The organism is Corallincola luteus (assembly GCF_004336975.1).
Lineage (GTDB): Bacteria > Pseudomonadota > Gammaproteobacteria > Enterobacterales > Neiellaceae > Corallincola > Corallincola holothuriorum.
The window spans coordinates 1-20,345 of sequence record NZ_SJXE01000010.1 but is presented as its reverse complement, the minus strand read 5'-3'; the positions used below and the strand labels follow the sequence as shown (position 1 = coordinate 20,345).

17 protein-coding genes are annotated in these 20,345 nt (G+C 48.6%); 12 read left to right on the top strand and 5 right to left on the bottom strand.

Features of this window, described 5'->3' with window-relative positions:
• The first annotated feature begins 231 nt into the window (after positions 1–231).
• A complete protein-coding gene (locus tag EZV61_RS16055; protein WP_114337945.1) occupies positions 232–654 on the top strand; it encodes a hypothetical protein in 423 nt (140 codons plus the stop codon).
• 92 nt (positions 655–746) lie between these two features.
• Here the strand turns inward: EZV61_RS16055 and EZV61_RS16050 are convergent, their stop codons facing one another.
• Positions 747–1,076 carry a DUF1904 domain-containing protein gene (locus EZV61_RS16050; protein ID WP_114337944.1) on the bottom strand — a complete coding sequence of 110 codons (330 nt, stop codon included), beginning with the start codon at positions 1,074–1,076 and terminating at the stop codon, positions 747–749.
• Positions 1,077–1,335: 259 nt separating this feature from the next.
• Between EZV61_RS16050 and EZV61_RS16045 the strand changes: the two genes are divergently transcribed.
• From EZV61_RS16045 to EZV61_RS16015, 7 genes are all read left to right on the top strand, one after another.
• On the top strand, positions 1,336–2,631 hold the full coding sequence (locus tag EZV61_RS16045; RefSeq protein ID WP_131416955.1) for an EAL domain-containing protein: 1,296 nt from the start codon (positions 1,336–1,338) through the stop codon (positions 2,629–2,631).
• A gap of 649 nt (positions 2,632–3,280) precedes the next feature.
• Positions 3,281–4,666, top strand: coding sequence for a DUF1329 domain-containing protein (locus EZV61_RS16040; protein WP_131416953.1), 1,386 nt, complete (start codon positions 3,281–3,283; stop codon positions 4,664–4,666).
• 149 nt (positions 4,667–4,815) lie between these two features.
• Positions 4,816–5,325, top strand: coding sequence for a PaaI family thioesterase (locus EZV61_RS16035; RefSeq protein WP_131416951.1), 510 nt, complete (start codon positions 4,816–4,818; stop codon positions 5,323–5,325).
• A gap of 38 nt (positions 5,326–5,363) precedes the next feature.
• Complete coding sequence (locus tag EZV61_RS16030) at positions 5,364–6,590, top strand: ABC transporter substrate-binding protein (RefSeq protein ID WP_131416949.1); 1,227 nt, start codon at positions 5,364–5,366, stop codon at positions 6,588–6,590.
• A gap of 130 nt (positions 6,591–6,720) precedes the next feature.
• Positions 6,721–7,056 carry a YajD family HNH nuclease gene (locus tag EZV61_RS16025; protein WP_131416947.1) on the top strand — a complete coding sequence of 112 codons (336 nt, stop codon included), beginning with the start codon at positions 6,721–6,723 and terminating at the stop codon, positions 7,054–7,056.
• A gap of 42 nt (positions 7,057–7,098) precedes the next feature.
• Complete coding sequence (locus tag EZV61_RS16020; protein ID WP_131416945.1) at positions 7,099–8,208, top strand: GGDEF domain-containing protein; 1,110 nt, start codon at positions 7,099–7,101, stop codon at positions 8,206–8,208.
• Between the two features lie 145 nt (positions 8,209–8,353).
• The gene (locus EZV61_RS16015) at positions 8,354–8,965 is read left to right on the top strand and encodes a hypothetical protein (protein WP_131416943.1); all 612 of its coding nucleotides are present in this window, start codon (positions 8,354–8,356) and stop codon (positions 8,963–8,965) included.
• A gap of 119 nt (positions 8,966–9,084) precedes the next feature.
• Here EZV61_RS16015 and EZV61_RS16010 read toward each other — a convergent pair whose 3' ends face one another.
• The 3 genes from EZV61_RS16010 to EZV61_RS16000 all read right to left on the bottom strand — a co-directional run bounded on the left by EZV61_RS16010 (position 9,085) and on the right by EZV61_RS16000 (position 14,145).
• Positions 9,085–12,222 (bottom strand): efflux RND transporter permease subunit, encoded by a 3,138-nt coding sequence (locus tag EZV61_RS16010; protein ID WP_131416941.1) that lies wholly within the window; start codon positions 12,220–12,222, stop codon positions 9,085–9,087.
• 11 nt (positions 12,223–12,233) lie between these two features.
• Positions 12,234–13,613: an efflux RND transporter periplasmic adaptor subunit gene (locus EZV61_RS16005; RefSeq protein ID WP_131416939.1), complete on the bottom strand. Its 1,380-nt coding sequence runs from the start codon at positions 13,611–13,613 to the stop codon at positions 12,234–12,236.
• 70 nt (positions 13,614–13,683) lie between these two features.
• A complete protein-coding gene (locus tag EZV61_RS16000; RefSeq protein ID WP_131416937.1) occupies positions 13,684–14,145 on the bottom strand; it encodes a hypothetical protein in 462 nt (153 codons plus the stop codon).
• A gap of 173 nt (positions 14,146–14,318) precedes the next feature.
• Here EZV61_RS16000 and EZV61_RS15995 point away from each other — a divergent pair, with 173 nt between their 5' ends.
• The 4 genes from EZV61_RS15995 to EZV61_RS15980 all read left to right on the top strand — a co-directional run bounded on the left by EZV61_RS15995 (position 14,319) and on the right by EZV61_RS15980 (position 19,411).
• The gene (locus EZV61_RS15995; RefSeq protein WP_131416935.1) at positions 14,319–15,221 is read left to right on the top strand and encodes a phosphatase PAP2 family protein; all 903 of its coding nucleotides are present in this window, start codon (positions 14,319–14,321) and stop codon (positions 15,219–15,221) included.
• Positions 15,222–15,473: 252 nt separating this feature from the next.
• The gene (locus EZV61_RS15990) at positions 15,474–15,971 is read left to right on the top strand and encodes a DUF6795 domain-containing protein (RefSeq protein WP_131416933.1); all 498 of its coding nucleotides are present in this window, start codon (positions 15,474–15,476) and stop codon (positions 15,969–15,971) included.
• A 21-nt stretch (positions 15,972–15,992) separates the two neighbouring features.
• Positions 15,993–17,147 carry a lipase family protein gene (locus EZV61_RS15985; protein WP_131416931.1) on the top strand — a complete coding sequence of 385 codons (1,155 nt, stop codon included), beginning with the start codon at positions 15,993–15,995 and terminating at the stop codon, positions 17,145–17,147.
• 227 nt (positions 17,148–17,374) lie between these two features.
• The gene (locus EZV61_RS15980) at positions 17,375–19,411 is read left to right on the top strand and encodes a metallophosphoesterase family protein (protein WP_131416929.1); all 2,037 of its coding nucleotides are present in this window, start codon (positions 17,375–17,377) and stop codon (positions 19,409–19,411) included.
• Positions 19,412–19,485: 74 nt separating this feature from the next.
• Here the strand turns inward: EZV61_RS15980 and EZV61_RS15975 are convergent, their stop codons facing one another.
• Positions 19,486–19,884, bottom strand: a complete 399-nt coding sequence (locus tag EZV61_RS15975; RefSeq protein WP_131416927.1) for a hypothetical protein — start codon at positions 19,882–19,884, stop codon at positions 19,486–19,488.
• Positions 19,885–20,345: the final 461 nt, after the last annotated feature.

The following is a 20,345-nucleotide window of genomic DNA, read 5'->3' as shown; positions in this document are numbered from 1 at the left end:
TTAGCGCAAGGTGTCATGTAACCAGGGCCGGATAGCAGGACGCAGTGTTGTAAGGTGCGATTTACAAGCTGTATGAGATAGCGGCCAGCGACTAATGATGGGATAGACCGCATCATAAAAAGCTGTTAATGCGTTAGATTAAAAAAGCATCAGTTTTTTACACTTTTTATTAGCCGCTACTTGGCTGATGAACCATACTGGGGGTAGAAAAAAAACAGGGCTGGGACGCCTATGAACATTGTATCTGGTGACTTTACCGGTCTGGCGAGTCACATGTCGAACCGAAACATGCCAAAAGAATCCACTGCCATCGAGGTGAGTGATGGATTTTTATGCCACCGTCGTATTCGTATTCCTGAAGACATTTGCCATCTGAGCCTCATCAGCAGAGATGAGCGCCGCACCCACCGACAAATAATGATGAGCTTGGTATTGGCTCTCACCGTCATGGGGATCCCGTTGGCTATCTATTTGGCGATTTTTCAAAAACAGGTCACCGTTGCCGCAGAGATCAAAACCCTACGTGGTGAACAGTTTGTGATTTTAGCTGATGGCGATGAATGGCTGCATTTAGCGGGTTGCTGCAAAGAGCACAAACAGACGACTCAAACTAAGCCAGTCAAGTCATCCCATGATTCTGCGCTGAGCCATTAGTAAACGGCCCTATGTAAGGCAAATAAAACGCCGCTGGTGCAGCGGCGTTTGGTCTTACCCTTTCTCTTAGCTAGAACGGCGATTAAGACAGCTCAATAATGTTCGCCATTATCATAGTAAGCTTCGGCTGATAGCACTTGAAAAAACACCGCGATATCTTGCGTTTCCCCCTGATCACGTAGCGCTTGCGTAACTAGATGAGCAAACTGATCCTGTACCGTCTGTGGTCGAGGAAACCAAAGCACCTCCACCATTGGCTCAGGAGAAACCTTGTCACCATCAAATATAAAACTCGACGACACGCACTCCAATGTGAAATGGTCACGGCCACTGCCAAGTAGCTGCGAAAGATCATCGACCAAAGCTTGACTCATATTCTGAATAGCTTGCTCACTCACGCCACGAAACCTTAGATGGGGCATGCACAACTCCTCTTGTGTTCAAATCGGTAAAAAAACCACTATCCCAATAGGGATATATCAGTGAAGCCTTCTGAGCGAGAGTGGTGCAACTGGCTCATTCTGGTTCAGTTCTGGATAATTATTAATCGACTTATTGTCACACTTTTCCTGCGGACATCGATCTGGATCTGATGATAACTGCAAAGTATATATTAAAGGCATGTGGCATACGTTATGCATTGGCTTGCCTGTACTTCACTAATTCACCAAGGAATGGTTGATGCAAAAATCAGCAGGAGCCGCCGTTATGCCAAACACAGCCGTTAATTACTCCCTAAGCCCGTCGGCTTATCAAGCTGACCCATGGCATCAGCTCCATCCGGAGCACTTTTTTCCTTGGTACCAACCTTTTGTCCATGTCGCCAGCGGTGAAATAGCGGGCTACGAAGCATTAGCCCGCACTAAAAACAGAGATGGCAAGATGATCAGTGCCGGGCCGCTATTTAGCGATCCAACGGTAAGCTTCCCCAATAAACTAACGATCGACCGCTATCTTCGGCAACAAGCGTTAACCCTGTTTGCGCAGCAGTCAGACGCCGGATTTATCACCCTCAATATCTCTCCCGAATGGTTGCAACATCTATCTAGCCAGCACACCAGTATGACCGTCGCCATGGTCGAAAAGCTAGGTATTGACCCATCCCGTGTGATTATTGAAATAACAGAGCAAGGGGGAGATATTGAAGCGTTAAAACGGTTGGTAAAATCCTACCATCAGGCAGGAATGAAGATCGCTATCGATGATTTTGGCGCTGGGGCATCACAGGTTGATCGCATCATCGAACTGCAACCTGACATCATTAAATTAGATATGCAGTTATTCAAACAGGCCGCTAAAGGCGGTGCCCATGCCGACGTTGCTCTCTCTGTCACCACACTGGCTCAACGCGCTGGCAGTCGCATCGTTTGCGAAGGGGTAGAAAGCGAGGATGAGTTCCATTTTGGCTTAGAATGTGGTGCTCACTATATGCAAGGCTGGTTATTTCAACCTGCCGCGCCGGGTTTGCTAGCCAAGCAGAGCTGCCACGAACAGATGTCGACGCTGCGTAAAACATATCTTTCCCGCAAAACGATCCGACTGTCGGATACGATGATGCATAACATTGAAGTGAAAGACGCTGTCTATCGCCTGCGCAGCAGTGTGATGGCAAATCGCCCAACCACTATCGATGCCGAACGCCTTCGCGCACTGGGCGTAGCGCGCTACTACCTTTGTGATTCAGGGGGGACTCAACGCTCAGCAAATTTTGAAGTCACAGAATCAGGTATTGAAACCTGCAACGAGTGTATTGGCTATAATTGGAGTCATCGTCCCTACTTCCCAACACTGATCGCCCTGCAGCGAATAAAGCAACAACGCATGGTCGTATCGCCCATCTATCGCGACACAAATAGCCTCAAACTCTGTAAGACCTTTGGAATATTTATCACCCTCAACGAAATATTGCTGGTGGATGTGCATGTTGATGACCATACCCTGTTTGCAGAGAATGCCAGATACAAGGCAGGTTTTTAACACAAGTAACGATAAGATTTCTCACAGAGAAGGTCACCTTATTAGTGGTGATAGCAAGAAAGCTATCTCGATAGTGCTTGCCGAGTTAAGAAGAAGGTAAGCAAGCTGGTCGCTGATAAGGAATAATCTTATAGATGGGAGCTATTTGATCTAAAAAAACAGCACAAATACAACTAACCCATTGTTTTATTTAACAACGAATAACGAAGCACGGTTACAAATGTAAATAAATTTTATTCGCACCCCCCTCTAATAAGGTACATACTTAGCTCACTTATTAGTCAGGCCATCTCTTTTCGCTTGGCTCTTCGCACGCAGTCAGTCGACCTAACACAGGTGCGCTCTGACTCATGGGATCCACTTTCGCTCATCAGGCATTGTTTGGTGAGCCAGTCGTAGAAACAGCAAGCGAATACAGAGCAGCAGAATCGCTATTTTTTCTGCTCAATGTTTTCGCCCTGCTGCTGTCATCACGCACACAAAAAGTAGTCAAGTCTGCCACGCGTGGCTTTTCGGGTAACGGTTATGGATAACCTTTAAAACCTGATGCAAATGCGGGCAGCAGGGTGACTATGGCAATCAGTTAACTGACAGACCTAGTCAAACACAACCATATTGGTTAACCACGTTCATGAGAGAGGATCAGACCATGAACACTCATATCAACTTCAGTTGCTCTATTTGTACTGTTCTTTGTTTAATCATCAGTCCCGCAGCCCTCGCCACCACTGCCGCACAAACTTTGGACAGTAAAGAGACAGGGAAAGCATTGAAACTAACGCCGATCGGCGCACAACAATCAGGAAACGCAGATGGTTCAATCCCTGCTTGGAGCGGCGGCATACTCACCGTGCCCAAAAACTACAAAACGGGAGATTTTCATCCAGATCCATTTGCCGAAGATGTGCCCATTTATACGGTGACAGAAGAGAATTTCGATCAATATGGCCACCTACTTAGTGATGGCCAAAAGGCGATGTTCGATACCTACCCCGCCACCTTTGCCATGATGGTTTACCCGACTCGTCGCAGTGCGTCCTATCCGGAAAACATATATCAATGGAGTAAGCAAAATGATGCTAATGCTGAGCTGCTTCCCGACGGCAATGGTATTCGGGGCGCAGCCATTGGTGTGCCATTTCCAACGCCAGAGAACGGCTTGGAAGCGATCTGGAACCATATTGTTCGCTTCCGTGGAGAAAACGTGAAGCGTTCAGGCACCATGGCTATACCAACCGAGAGCGGTCAATACACGATGATCCAGACCCAAGAGCAGGTTAAGTTTATATATGCTCAAAACGATGCCAGCCCTGAACAGCTGACAGATCAAAATATCCTATTCAAGTTTAAACAAGATGTCATACAACCAGCTCGCTTAGCAGGTTCATCTCTGCTGGTACATGAAACCTTGGATCAGACATATGAGCCCCGTCAGTCGTGGAGCTATGAACCTGGCAAACGCCGGGTAAAGCGCGAGCCCAGCGTCGCCTATGACACGCCAGGACGTATGAGCGACGGTTTACGTACCAGTGACGATTTCGACATGTATAACGGTGCCCCCAACAAGTTTCAATGGACACTCAAAGGCAAAAAGGAGATGTTAATCCCCTACAACAGTTACAAGCTCCACTCAGACAAACTGAGCGACGAAGATATTTTATTTATCGGTCATATCAACCCCGAGTTAGTCCGTTATGAAAAACACCGGGTTTGGGTCGTCGAAGCGAACTTGAAACCAGAGTATTACCATACATACAGCAAACGTGTTTACTATCTGGATGAAGACAGCTGGCAGATCGTGGTCGCCGATCTTTATGACGACAGTGAGACCCTGTTCCGAGTGGCTATGGCACACAGCATTAATTACTACGAAGTACCGACAGTGTGGACAACATTAGATGTTTTCCACGATCTCAATGCGCGCCGCTATGTCGCCGTCGGTTTGGATAACCAGGAACAGGTTTGCGATTTTTCGGTCACCTTAGATGACCGCACCTTTGTGCCCAATGCACTCCGGATCGAAGGCCGCCGTTAACTGAGTGCTTGTTAGCCAAAGGGGTCGTAATGCTGACTCCTTTGGCATGCAACTAACAACGCCCCTTACACTCTTTATTATTGGTGAAAACAACGAGGCAGAATTCTCCTGCTACGCTGAACTGATATGACTCAGTAAGTGGTTTTTCGATGAAGCCAGCATTTCAGGATCTTATCCCACACAATCATTGTTTTGGTTGCGGTCCGCAAAACAGCGAAGGGCTAAGGCTAAAAAGCTATTGGCGTGACGATGGCAGCAGCGAATGCGTTTACCTGCCCCAACCACATCAATGTGCTGGCCCAACAGGCTTTGTTAATGGCGGCATCATTGCCACCCTCATTGACTGCCATTGCATCTGCACAGCGATGGCTCACGCTTATGCATTAGCTGGCAGAGAAATAGGCCAAGGACAACCGATCTGGTACGTTACCGGAGAGCTCAGCATTCAGTATTTAGCGCCAACACCGATAGACGAAGCGATCAAATTGGTCGCCAAAGTTGAAAACGTGTCAGGGAAAAAGATGACCCTTAGCTGCGAACTTATGAGTGTGACTGAGGCACCGAGTACACCGTATGCTCGCGCAACTATAATGGCAATACAGGTTCCATCAAACTGGCTAAAACATGCAGACGTTCCTGCAAAGTGTAAGAAGTCATAACCTAAACAGAACAGGGAGAGCGGGCACAATGGAGCGACATGCGTAAACTTATCTTACTTCTTCTATCACTGACAGTGAGTGTTGCCATTGCAGATCCCTTGACGGTGTCAGTGCTACTGACACCAAACCAGCGGTCAACTTATGAAACAGTATTTGCTGACTTTAGCAAAGAAACAGGAATAGCAGTCAAAGCCGTGTTAAAAAAAGACGCGGCATACAAATACATGCTCACTCAATGGCTGATCGCCGGGAAAGACACACCAGACATACTCCACTGGCAAGCATCCGAAAGGCTTTATTTTTTCAGTCGCCAAGGTGTGCTTCATCCGTTAACCGAGTTGTGGAACGCAGAGGGTTTAGATAGCCAATTCAGCAAGGTAAAACACGCCGTCGAGGACAAAGGTGAAGTTTATGCGTTGCCGATTTCCTACTATCACTGGGGGATCTATTACAATAAGTCGTTGCTAGAACGCTATGGCCCTCCCCCTGAAACTTGGGAGCAGTTCATCGAGATCTGTGCCCGTATCAAGCGCGACGGTATCACTCCTTTAGCTATCGGAACCAAGCATCAGTGGCCTGCGGCGGCTTGGTTTGACTATATCAATTTGCGAGTGAATGGCTTGGCCTTTCACCAACAGCTACTAAACGGCAAGATCTCATTTCGGGATAAGCGAGTTATTGCCGTCTTTGAGTACTGGAAGCAACTGATTGATGCCGATCTATTTAACCCTGCTACGAGTGATTTCGACTGGGACGAAGTTGTTCCCCTCCTCTATCATCAACAGGCCGCATTTACGCTCATAGGTAACTTTGTCGCGCCAAAGTGGCCGCAACATATCATTGATAATATTGGTTTTATGCCCTTCCCCAAGATAGCCAGCATCGCTAGAGCAGAAGAAGCACCGATGGAAGTATTTATGATCGCAGCGAACACCGACCAACGACAGAATGCAGAGGCATTTATTCGTTACATGGCAAGGCCAGAAGTACAGTCAAAACTTAATGGCGAGCTAGGCTACTTGTCACCCAATAGCAACAGCATTCACAGTGACGATCGCTTCATTCAGGCTGGCGCCGAGCTATTAAAAAGTGCGTCTGGGATTTCACAGTATTTTGACCGGGATACCAAGCATAACTTTGAAGTATTAGCGATTCCGCTACTTGCCGAGTTTTTACAACACGGGGATATCGCGAGAGTCACCATCGAGCTAGAGCAAGTGCGCAAGCTTAGCTTTCCGCAACAGCCACAAAGTAGCACTCAGTAACACGGCCATCACCTTTGTCGCACAAGCAGCAAAGCCAATCTTAGAAATGTGAACTGGTCAGCTTGCCTGCTGATCCGATACCCGCCCAACACAGGTATACTCAGCAAAAACGTGGTCGGAGAAGAATATCGTGGCAATCATCCCTAAAAACTATGCTCAGCAAGAGCAAGGCTACCGTGATAAAGCGTTAAAGCTGTTCCCGTGGGTCTGTGGCCGCTGCGCACGTGAATTTCAATACTCTAACCTGCGTGAATTGACCGTACACCATGTCGATCACGACCACACCAATAACCCCAGCGATGGCTCAAATTGGGAACTGTTGTGCTTGTTCTGCCATGATCATGAACACGAGAAGTACACCGAAGCCGACACCTACGGTACCCGCGTGCAAGCCGGCGAAGAGCTGCAAGAAAAAAGCGCGACCCACAACCCATTCGCCAACCTAAAAGATATGCTGAAAAAGTAGTTCAGCTTTTTCAGCATTGAAATGAAAACGAGATAGTTAAAGATGAAATCGTTTCACTGGGATCAGCATTTTGTCACTCACGTTCCTGAAGTAGACACGCAGCACTACCAGTTGGTCGAAACAATCAACCAGTTTGGCAATTTGTTAACTGATGATGTCATCGATATTGAGGATGTTGACAAGCTATACAATCAACTCTCTAGCTACGCCATTGAGCACTTTCAATCTGAAGAGTCGCTGATGCAGGAAGCAAAGCTTATTCCTGAATACATAGCCCACCATCACTTGGTTCATGGCCAGTTTCTCAACGAAGTCAACGCTATTTACACCGAAGTCACTCAAGACAACATCCAAGAAGCAGAGCGCCTGCTGCAGTTTCTCATTCATTGGCTGGCCTACCACATACTTGGCGAAGACCAATTTATGGCCAGACAGATGAAAGCCATAGAGGAAGGGTTAGCGCCCCAGCAAGCTTATGAGCAACTTAAAAGAGAAAAAAATAGTGAAACCGCACCGCTGCTAAAAGCACTCGACGGCCTATTTGAGCAGGTATCGTTACGAAACCGGGAGTTAAAACAGCTAAACGACTCGCTGGAAGAGAAAGTGGCGCAACGAACAGAAGAGCTCCATCAGGCCAACCGGCACCTAGAAGAGCTATCGTTAACAGATACCTTGACTGGATTGCCTAACCGTCGTCACGCCATGGGCTTTCTCGCGCAAAGCTGGCAGCATGCCATAGAACATGATGCTCCGTTGGTATGCATCATGATTGATGCTGACCACTTTAAAGCGATCAATGACACCTGTGGCCACGATGCTGGTGATAAGGTTTTAAAAGCTCTGGCTACCACACTGAAACAATCATTTCGCAATGATGACCTGGTGTGCCGTCTCGGTGGTGATGAGTTCTTCGTTATCTGCCCTAATACAGATCATCAGGGCGGAATGAATATCGCCGAAATCGTCTGTCAAACTGTGTCTGAGTTGCGAGTTTCTACAGGCAGTTCACCTTGGCATGGCAGCATCAGTGTTGGCGTGGCATCACGAACAACAAAAACTGACAGCTACGAAGCGCTAATAAAACTGGCTGACCAAGGCGTGTATGCGGCAAAAAGCGCAGGAAAAGGCTGCGTGCGCAGTACAAACGACTAGTCATCCTATATGATATAAAAGCGATAAAAGTGAAGTCCCCGCTATCAGAGGCTTAATTTCGATTAAACACCCAACAGCAACGGAAATAACAGATTTGCATTAGGAAAAACTTTAACTCGCAGAACGGCTAAAAGGAACTGGCACATTGACAAATACTATTAAAAAATCACCTTATCTAATAATTTTAATCCTATCTTGTTTATTGTTTCCATTACTTGAAAGTTGGTTTGCAGGCACTCTTTGGGGGTTAAAAATAAAATCACCCATGTTTATGCATGAACTGACAGATAAGTTAAGAATTATAAAACTATTCCTCATTGTATTTTCTGTATATTTATTGATCGCAAAAACAAAAACCATTAAAGAAACGTTAAACAATGTCATAGTCAGCAGAGGTTTCATTGTATCGGGGTATTTATTGGCAGCAGTACAGATCCCACTGCTTTCCTTAGGTATATTATTTTCAAGCATCTCCTCAGACTCCTCACATGTGCACAAAGAGCAAGTATATGAGGGTCGCTCCATTTATGTTTACACCGCGGATCCAGGTGCTATGGGCACGGCACAGCACTACTTTTACTTAAAGTGTCCATTACCTTGGCATCGTTATGAGTTAACACAAATAGAAGAATTAGACTGGATGTATGATTTCAGCTTTGAAGTAATAGCTAATGAACTCGTAATTATAGATAACAGTGCAGAACGAAAGGTTCACAGGTTAAACGTGAGTAAATTTAAGTGTGGATCTCAAGTTTAATAATTAATAGCAGTGGATAAAAAAGCAACTACATAAAAGACTTTAAATGTAGTTACTTTCAATTCACCTAAATTCAATCAAACGAATCGGGGTTACAATGGAGGGAAGGTCAACCCCGCTCATGTCATCGTTGGCAATCTTCGGCCATATAACAGCAAATAGACAGCCGGAATAACAAACAGCGACAACAGCGGCGCAGTGATCATGCCGCCAATCATTGGCGCTGCGATCTTCTGCATTACATCATTCCCTGCCCCAGCGCCCCACATAATCGGCAACAAGCCGAAAAAGATAGTAGCCACCGTCATCGCCTTTGGCCTGATCCTCATCACCGCGCCTTCCATCAAAGCGTTCACCAAATCTTGCTTACAGTTGAACGCCCCTCGCTGACGATGAGCTTTGATGCTGTTGTTCAAGTAAACCTGCATCACAACGCCAAACTCCGCCGCCACCCCTGCCAAAGCGATCATTCCCACGGCAACAGCCACCGACAAGTTGTAGTCCAGGTAGTGCAAAAACCAAGCACTGCCCACCAGCGCAAAAGGCAAGCTCAACATGATCACCGACGCTTGAGTCATCGAATTAAACGTCATCATCAGGAGCAGAAAAATCACCGCCAACGCCATCGGGATCACCAGCGTCATTCTCGCTTCAACACGCTGCATATACTCATATTGACCAGCGAAACTAATGCTGTATCGCGCGGGTAGGAGTAACTGCTCATTAAGTCGCTCTCGGGCGTGCTTTATGTAATCCCCGATCGACATATCTTGAATATCAACAAAAACCCAACTGATCAGGCGGCCATTCTCACTGGTAAGCATGGGCGGGCCATCGCTGAGAGAGATATCAGCCAGATTCATCAACGGCACATATTTCCCAGTTTTGGTCATCACCGGCAAACGCCGCACGTTTTCGATATTGTCCCTAAGCGCGCGTGGATAGCGGATATTAATCGGATAACGCTCTTGCCCTTGTACCGACTCTGCCACCGTCATACCGCCGATCGCCATCTTTACCACATCCTGAATATCGGCCAGGGTCATGCCGTAACGAGCTGCGGCATGCAGATCCGGTTCAATATCGATATAGCGGCCACCACCGCTGCGCTGGGCAAATGCCGACAGGGTACCGGGCATGGCTGCTAACAAGGCTTCCACTTGCTCACCGATCTCCTCCAGTTGTGCCACATTGTCGCCGGAAATCTTGATCCCCACTGGCGTTCTAACGCCCGTCGACAACATATCGATACGGGTTTTAATTGGCTGTACCCAGGCATTGGTGATCCCCGGTACCTTCACTGTTTGCTGTAATTGCTCAATCACCCCTTCGATAGTGATTCCTTCACGCCATTCGTCGCGAGGTTTAAGCATGATGGTGGTTTCCAACATGGTTAACGGTGCCGGATCGGTGGCGGTATCTGCCCGCCCCACTTTGCCAAATACTCTGGCCACTTCAGGCACGGTTTTAATCAACCTATCTGTTTGTTGCAGCAACTCAGCCGCTTTCCCAGCACTCAGCGATGGCAATGTTGTTGGCATATACAAGAGATCGCCCTCAGCCAACTCCGGCATAAATTCCGACCCCATTTTACTGAGCGGATACCAAGCGCTGGCGAGCGCCAACAGCGCCAAAAACAGGGTGACCTTCGGGCACCGCAGTACCGCCTTAAGCAAGGGTCGATAACCAGCAATCAACAGGCGACTCAGTGGATTCTTGCTCTCTGGCGGGATCTTGCCACGAACGAAATAACCCATAAGAACTGGGATCAGGGTGATCGCCAAGACAGCAGAGGCCGCCATAGCAAAGGTTTTAGTAAACGCCAAGGGATGAAACAAGCGTCCCTCTTGCGCTTCCAATGCAAACACCGGAATAAAACTGAGGGTAATGATCAGCAGGCTGAAAAACAGCGCGGGTCCCACTTCTACAGACGCCTCTCTGATCAATTGCCAGTGGGCTTCACCTGAAGGCGGCTTGCCATGCTTAGTGTGGTAATGCTCCAGGTGTTTGTGGGCGTTCTCCACCATCACAATGGCAGCATCAACCACAGCGCCGATGGCGATGGCGATGCCCCCTAGGCTCATGATATTGGCATTTACCCCCATCCAACCCATGATGATGAAACTGATAAGTATCGACAGCGGCAAGGTGATCACCGCCACCAACGTCGAACGAGCATGCAACAGGAACAGCAGGCATACCAAGGCCACCACCAGCATCTCTTCGAATACTTTGCTTTTCAGGTTATCCACCGAATCAAGGATCAATTGCGACCGATCATAGGTATCCACTACCTCCACACCAGGAGGTAAACCCGGTGCCAGCTCCGCCAGTTTCGCTTTTACCCGTGCAATGGTATCCAGCGCATTTTCGCCATAACGCATCACCACAATGCCGCCAACCACTTCGCCTTTGCCATCCAACTCAGCGATACCACGCCGCGCTGCCGGGCCAATACGAATATCAGCGACATCTTTCATCAGCACAGGACTGCCGGTGTCGGACAGGATCCCCAAAGGGATCTCGGCAAAGTCATCAAGGGTTTGCCGATAGCCGTCAGAACGCACCATGTATTCGGCTTCCGCCATCTCCAGCACCGAGCCACCCACCGACGCATTCGCACTTTGCAGCGCAGCATTTACCGATTGCAGATCCAATTGATAAAGTGCCAGCTTATGAGGATCGACCACGATCTGATAGGCTCGCTCCATCCCGCCAATGGTCGCTACCTCCGACACACCAGCCACGCTTTGCAGTTCCAGTTTCAGGTACCAATCCTGTAACGACCGCAACTGCGCCAAGTCGTGACTGCCACTGCGGTCGACCAGCGCATATTGGTATACCCAGCCAACACCAGACGCATCCGGCCCTAGCTGCGGTGTAATCCCCGCAGGCAAGCGCCCCTGCATCTGTGAGAGATACTCCAGCACACGACTTCGAGCCCAGTAGATATCTGTGCCATCTTCAAAAATCACATAGACATAGGAATCGCCAAACATAGAAAAACCACGCACCGTTCGCGCTCCTGGCACAGCCAACATGGCGGAGGAAAGCGGATAGGTGATTTGATCTTCAACGAATTCAGGCGGTTGCCCAGGATAGGAAGTTTTAATGATCACCTGCACATCAGACAGGTCAGGCAGTGCATCCAACGGCGTGGTGCGCATCGATTGATAGCCAAACAGCGCCACAATGATTGTCACCACCAATACCATGGTACGTTGGCGCAGTGATGCGCTAATGATTTTATCTAGCATCTTCGCGCCCCCTAGTGACCATGGCCAGCATGGGGGTCGGCCGCTGTTTGCCCAGCATTGCTGCCGCTCAAACGCTGCAGACTGCCCTGAATACTGGCTTCGGAGTCAAGTAGGAATTGCCCGGAAACAACAACACGATCTCCTGCTTGAAGCCCCTCCAGAACCTCGGCCCGTCCCTGACTGATCATGCCAAGTTTTACCGTCACCGACGCAAAGCTATTGTCATCTCGCTGCACCACCACGCGATTCTCTCGCCCAGTCATGATCAACGCTTCGGTTGGCACGGTTAACAACTGGCGTTTCGGCCCACCAAATAGCTCAACATCGACTAGTGTGCCCGGCCGCAACTTCTGCTCAGGATTATCCAACACCACGCGCACCCGCATCGCGCGGGTGGTGGCGTCTAATTCTGGATAGATGTAATCAATATGCCCTTCAATATCGAATAAGCCTTGTGCCGATGCCGTGACCTCCGCTGGCCGCCCCACTTCCAGCCAGCTCTGCTCATTCTCGAACACATCTGCCAGCACCCACACCCGTGACAGATCCACAAGCTCCATCAGTGTACTGCCGGGTTCTACAAACATCCCCTCACGCAGTTCGAGCTTGCTCACCATCCCCTCGTATGGCGCATAAAACGGCACTCTATAAAAACTCTTGCCGCGCTTCTCTAACTGTTTAATCGTCTTATCCGAGATCCCCAATAGTTCAAGACGTAATCTAGCCCGTCGCAACAGGTCGTCACCATTTCGACCTTTTTCGCTCAGCACGTTACGCGCTAGCAGATAGTCATCTTGCGCATTCACCAGTTCCGGCGAATAGATATCAAACAGCTTCTGACCTTTTTTAACATAGTCCCCTTCGCTGACCACACTGACCGACTCCACCCAGCCGGTCATGCGCGGGTGAATATGGTGGATCGCATCCTGGTCATACTCTACGGAGCCGAGTGCCCGCACATAGCGCCATAAGGTATCATCGGCGGTCACAGCTTCTGTCCGCAGCCCCAGCGCCTGCTGCATACCTCCAGCCACATTCACCGAAACCTCTTGAGCGGCCGCCCCCACTTCCACGGGTTCCAGCGACATACCACAGATCGGGCAGTGCCCCTGTTCATCCTGCACAATCTGTGGATGCATCGGACACACATATTTAATCGCGGGGCTAGCACTCCCCAAGGGCGCAATCGCAATAGGGTCCAGAGGGCCATCATGCTGCATCTGGGCGTGGCCCGTATGGTCACCGTCGAGACCCGGCAATGCCGGCTCTACATGGCTAGGGCTATCGAGGGAAAACAGTCTATCGAACGTATGCGGGACATACAGATAGGCAGTGGCAGCCGCACCGACTAACACAAAACCAAAAATGGCTAACAGGATCTTAATATTCATCACTCACTCCAAAAAACATCGCAATAGGTGGTGGGCTATCTGCTGATAGACCGAATTTAGAGTGAAAGAGTTAATTACGCAGGCGTTGAACCTGCAGATAGAGCGGTGGATACCCGCCAGGAGGGTCAGGCTTGAGGTATTGAGAAAATAGTGAGAGCGACGGAGACAATCGCTTAAACAACCGCGTCGTTGCCCACACTAATCCCGCCACAGCCAGCAGTAACAGAACGCTGGTGACCCACTTAACCAAACTATGATCAGCTTCGTTCTGACCACAACAATCGTGTTCAGCATGGCTCTGCGCCGTATCGGACATACTGCGTCCAGCATGCTTACCTGCGAAGGCGAGCGGCTCGGAATGATGCTGAGGGCCAGCGTTGATAGAGGCGTGTGACGTGTGCGCCGCCAACGCGGAGGTTGGCAACGCCATGCTACCCAAGTGACTACACACCAGCAAGATGCAAAACAACAAGCTGCCAAGCGCAAAGTACGCAGACAATTTTGCCGTGCTGTAGAGGCGTAGCAGTGACATAAGTAGGTGGCACCATGATGATAACAAGGCTAATTATAGACCTTGGAGTAACGCAAGGGTCAACGGATAAATAGCAAAACTGTGCAACAACAAATTGAAACCATGGGCAAAATCCCATAGCGTGACCATCAATTAGTTTTACCTATCGGTTCAAGAGACTCAGTATTTGTAGCATGGACAACAACGCCCCCAATCATTCGCAGCCCAAGGTAGATGCTTTGCCCGTAACTCTGAGCGCCAAACTGCTTGGTGATGAATCCCCCCGTTTTTGGTTGCGTTGCGTGGTTGCGGTGCTGATGTTTATCTATTTCGAGATGGGCTATTCCTGGGCTAAACGGCACGGAGCAGACACCACCATTTATGATGCAGCCACCGCATTGGATGCTTGGTTGCCACAGCTGCCCGTCTTTATCATCTTTTATATGCTCGGGTATCTGTTTGTTTTTTCGCCCTGTTTTACCCTAAAACGGAAACAAGAATTTTACTGGGGCACCTGCTGTTTTTTTCTGATCCTCAGTATCAGCTTTCTTATCTTCAAAACCTTTCCGGTGGCGATGGATAAAACTATCGCCATGGGCGCAGATGGCCTGTCTAAACTCACCCGTTTCCAGCAGGAAAACGACACCCGTTTTAATAACTTTCCCAGCTTACACGTGTCATTAAACCTGTTTGCGTTTTTGATATTCGCCCGCCACCACAAAAATTGGTTTTGGATAATACTGCCGATCCCCTGTTTGATCATCGCCTCAACCGTGTTGGTGAAGCAACATCTGGTGGCCGACATGATTGGCGGCATCGTCGTCGCGCTATTAGCCTATCGCCTGTTCCTTTGGCTGCTCAACCGTGCACCCTGCCCAGCATGGCTGCCTTTCACTTTGGTCATTGCCACCGTCACCGCCGTTATCGCATACAACCATCAGCGGCTGGCTAAAATTGGCCGCATTGTTGAAAAATTTACCGAACAAACCCTAACCAGTATTCCGCCCTGGATAGGTATCGCGCTACTGTTCATTGGCCTAGGTTGGTGGTGGGGAGTGAAGCGTTGGCAGAAAATCAAGGCTGTGAAACCGTCTTAACACCAACAGCATCTCATGGTTCCAACAACTATCACTTACTTTTCATACAGTAGAGACCTACCTAGCTCCGCAAATAATTACAGTTGAAAAGTTCAAAATCATGCGCTTTAATTGAGCCACCTAAGGAAAGGGTATTGTCAGTATGTGCCAGGGACAGCGCAGGTATCTCCGCTATGCGTTTTATACGTCCCTCCCCTGTTGCCAACTCCCATTGCTGATTTCTCGATTTATATTACGGAGGCTCACGCCGGGATGTTTGGGTTATTAAAAAAGTACGATGTTCATTTGTGTCCGGTGGTCCAGGGACGCATTACGCTGCATGACAAACCTATAAGTGGAGTCCCCGTTAAACGGTGGCTCTATTACATTGATGAGATTGAGCGCGTAGATACCACAGAAACTGACAGCGATGGACGGTTTTCGTTTCCTGAGGTAACTATTCGCTCAAAGCTTCCTGGTGATATTTTTACAGTAAGCCGAACTCAACAAAAGATTACCACTACGCACGAAGATCTTGACTACACCTTATGGGAAGCTGACCTATCAGGAATAAAGGCTTTGCCTGAATACAGCGAAAAACTGGGTACGCTCATCTGTGATCTTAGCTCAAACGAAGTCAACTTTACTTTCCCCAATCACAGCAATCCCAATCGAGAATATGATGCGACTAGCATTTGCCGATGGGAAAATGATTTTGAAATATATGTGATAGAAGACGACGGAACAGAGTTCTTTTGTACAAAAAATTGAAACATTATCAAAGGATTGAAAATGAATACCCTAAGCCCGAAACTTGCTGTTGATCTAGCAGATTTTGCCTACAAAAGTAAAAATATTCCTAAAGATAACAAAAACGGAATTAAAGCTGCCGCAAACATAAGCAAACAGTTTATGTTCAACGCCAAGGCCTCCACACTACATGGTATCAGTGGCACTGTCGCTGAACATACGTTGAATCACTTCACCGGTTTTGGTTTTGTTGGTGTAGGTCGAAACGAAGGTCACTACAAAGGCGAAATAGTTATCGCTTTTCGTGGCACAGCCGGGATGGCGGATACCTTAACTGACCTCCACTGCGGTACCACCGTCGGTCCCAATTTCCAAGCAGTTCATGCCGGCTTTAATCGCACGTTCAACTCGATCAAAAAGCAACTCGCAGGGCTACTCGATAAAATGGGAAATAAGCCTATACACTGTGTTGGGCACAGTTTAGGTGGCGCCCTTGCCCAATTAGCGGCTAATTGGATAAAGAAAAGATATAAAGTTCCCGTAAAGCTATATACGTTTGGTGCCCCGCGAGTCGGATATAAGTCCTTTGCAACGCTTGCAGAAAGTAGTTTGCAGGGAGTCTATAGAGCAACCCATCGCAGCGATCCTATTCCGCTCGTACCTGTATGGCCCTTTGTCCATGCTGGTGATGAATATCGGTTAAGTACTTGCGTGCACTTAACCGGTAAAGCCCATTGTTTAGCTGGAGATTCGCCTGGTTATTTAGAAACCGCATCAGCGTATAAAGATTATACGAGCATGGCGAAAGGTTCTGCCGCCAACTTTAAAGCGGTGCGCTTGAAATACGAAAACCGTCATCACGCCAGTTTCACATCAGTTTGGGCTGATAGAATTGGAGAAGCCTTGCTAACCCTCCTTAGAAAGTCAGGACAATTGACCGCCATCATGGCGCAAGCTGCGATAGGTGGGACGCTGACTCTATACGATGTATTAGCCAGAAGTCTGGTTGAAATATCTAATCTATCCAAAGAGTATGCTGAAGATTGCAAAGGACTGCTCGGACATATTCTCAACTTTGCCGGTAAAGCGACGGTTACGGTAGATAAGATGACTTATAGCTTCATAAAATCTGTACTTAATTTAATGTTAACGAAGCTAGGCACGGCAACAAAATTAGCACTAGCGACTCTTACCTAGAGCTCTTGCTCGTGGTGCTCGACTTTCCATAGCCGTAAGCACCTAGCTATAAAGTTCAACCGCGCCGATAGACTTCGGCGCGTCTAACCACACACCTTGTGAATACCTGTTGCATACACACCTGTTTACACTCTGTCTATTGACTATGCTTACTGTCTGCCGCTTATTTAAAGGCAGTAAAACAGTAATAACCCACTAAAAAATCAGGGTTAATTGGATAGAGCCGTATGACAGAGACAGCCGATATCCCTTTGGTCATTGCCGGACCTATACTGCGTCGCATCACGCCGAGCAGTCTGACATTTTGGCTTGCCGTCAGTGCCCCCGTAGCACTAAAGGTCTCGCTGTTTCCCGCAGCTAGAGCGGCACAACACTACCAATTAGATCGTCGAGACTCAGACCAGAGCAACAGCTTTATCTGTCTCACTGCTGCGCCCAAACTGCACTACCTGCTCGTTAGTTTGGAACTAGAACATCCCCTGCCCCAAGACCAATGGATCGACTATCAACTAGAACTGAAGTTAGAAGATGACAGCGAGCAACGCTGGCAAGCAATCACCGAGCTTGTACCCGATCTTTGCTATCCAGAAAGAACCATGCCCGGTTTTTTTCTACCCTCGCAGGTAGGCGCTCTGTTACATGGTTCCTGCCGCAAGCCCCATCACCAAGGTACTGACGGACTGCTCAAAGCAAACCGTTTTCTGGCGGCGAATATCAGCCACCCCCATTGCGCGCGTAGCGCTAAGGGTGAGCCGCTAAGTGACACAGCCAACAGCGCACAACAGCAAACCTGGCAAAATCAATCTAGCTGGCCGGCGCTGCTGATGATGTCAGGGGACCAGATCTATGCAGATGATGTGGCGGGACCTATGTTGCGCAACATTCACAGCCTGCTGCAAACCCTGCAGTTCCCTAAAGAACGGCTCCAAAACAGCGAGATCCCGCAAGTCAACGACAGCGACGATCTCTATAGCCATCCTGACAGCTACTATAATCGTGAGCTGCTGCTACCCAATGTAGAAAAAAATGCATCGTTACTCGAGATGCTATTTGCTGGCTCTCGTAAACCTATATTTACCAGCGACAGTGCCCACAATCACCTAATCACCCTCGGCGAATACCTCGCCATGTACCTGATGGTTTGGTCACCAACCCCCTGGCAGATCGCCAAGCCAGAGATGCCTGCGCAGCTTTCCGAATCACAACAACAAAACTATTTACAAGAACAAGCCACGCTGGAGACATTTTTGGCGGGATTAAGCGCGGTGCGTCGCGTTATGGCGCACCTGCCTGTAGCGATGATCTTTGATGATCACGACGTCACCGACGACTGGAACCTCAATCGCGAATGGGAAGAAGCCGTTTATGATCACCCGCTTTCCCGCCGCATCGTCGGTAACGGCCTCATCGCCTACCTGATTAATCAAGGGTGGGGCAACCGCCCTGAAGCGTTCTCAAGCGAGCTTATCTCTGAGGTACAAGAGGCTCTCTCCGCACCCGGTAACGAACAGCATGAAGCGTTAATCGAACAGATTTTTGAGTTTGCAGGCTGGGATTTCGATTGGCCGACCGAACCTCCCTTAGTCGTGTTAGATACCCGTACTCGTCGCTGGCGTTCAGAATCATCAGCCCATAAACCGTCGGGCCTCATAGACTGGGAGGCGCTAACCGACCTGCAGCGCCGCTTGAGCGGCCACAACGCGGTGCTATTGGTATCTGCTGCGCCAATATTTGGCGTGAAATTGATTGAAGTGATCCAGCGTCTATTTACCTTTTTCGGCAAACCATTGCTGGTGGATGCTGAAAACTGGATGGCTCACCCCGGCACCTCCAACGGTATTCTTAATGTGTTCCGGCATCGCAAAACACCACAAAATTTCGTTGTCCTATCGGGCGATGTGCACTACTCATTTGTTTACGATGTCGAGCTACGTGGCAGCAGCCACGGCCCTGACATCTGGCAGATCTGCAGCAGCGGTCTGTGTAACAGCTTCCCGGAAAAGTTATTGGATAAACTGGATCGGCTAAACCGCTGGCTCTACCATCCCCGTTCGCCCCTCAACTGGTTCACCAGCCGACGAAAAATGCGCATTATCCCACGTAAGCCACAAGGTATCCCCAGCGGCAGACGCTTACTGAGTCACACCGGAATCGGCTTGGTAGAGTTAGATCAACAAGGACGCCCCTGGCGGATCAGACAACTGCTAACCAACGGTAAAGACATAGTATTTGAGCGACGGGAAGAGGAATCTAACTGGCATTAGCAACATAAACATCACCACAGCCAGCAAAAGCCGGCGGCCTCCCCAAGCTAGTGCCGATTCAGTGCGTTAGATGGCTATACGTTGCTTAGCCGTTGAACAATTTCATCTTGCTCAACGTCATTAAACATAGAAAGCGGAACAAAGTGAATAACGTCACCAGTGCACTCAACAGACACACCATTGATGTGGCCTCTTTGCTCTTTGGCAACACGCAAAATTGAAGATAGTTCGATGTTATTCATTACCATACCGCTGCGAGCTACCGTAACCATGCCATCGCTAAAATGGATACTGACGGCGTCAGCACTAGCAAGACTAAACAGCAGACCAGCGATTGAAAGCGTCAACAGGAAACTGGTAAACGTTCTATCCAGCGCCAAGTAAAAACCAGCGATAGCCACGGGCAACAACGCCAAGCAGCAGAAAAACACCAGCTTTCTTTGGTTCGTCCACATTGTTGGCTTATAGATCATCACTTACCTGTTTAACGCTTTGCGTTACCGCGCATGTGACGTAGCTATTTGTACAAAAACGAGCTGACGCCATCCGCTGTAGCTGGTTATAAAACATGCTGATTAATCACCATCGCTATCTCTGCAGGCTCCCTAAGATTGTCAGCAAACACCTTACTATCCACTTGATTGCTTTCGCAAACTCTCACACACCCTTGTTCAGAATGTAGAAAAAAGAGAAGAGGCGCTTCTTTTGGCCAGTTATCCAAGTTTTGGATTGTGCATACCCAGCCATGATGAACTAGTTGGTAATGTTTTATCGACCAGCATCCCGATAATAAGTCGAGAATCTTAACTAGGTTTTCTGAAATATAATGATTCATAACATCCATCATTTAGCCGTGGCATAGACAATATGACTCCCACAAAAGGTGCTGACCTCCGCCTTCGTGGGTTAGCTAAAAGCCAGAGCCATAATGTAT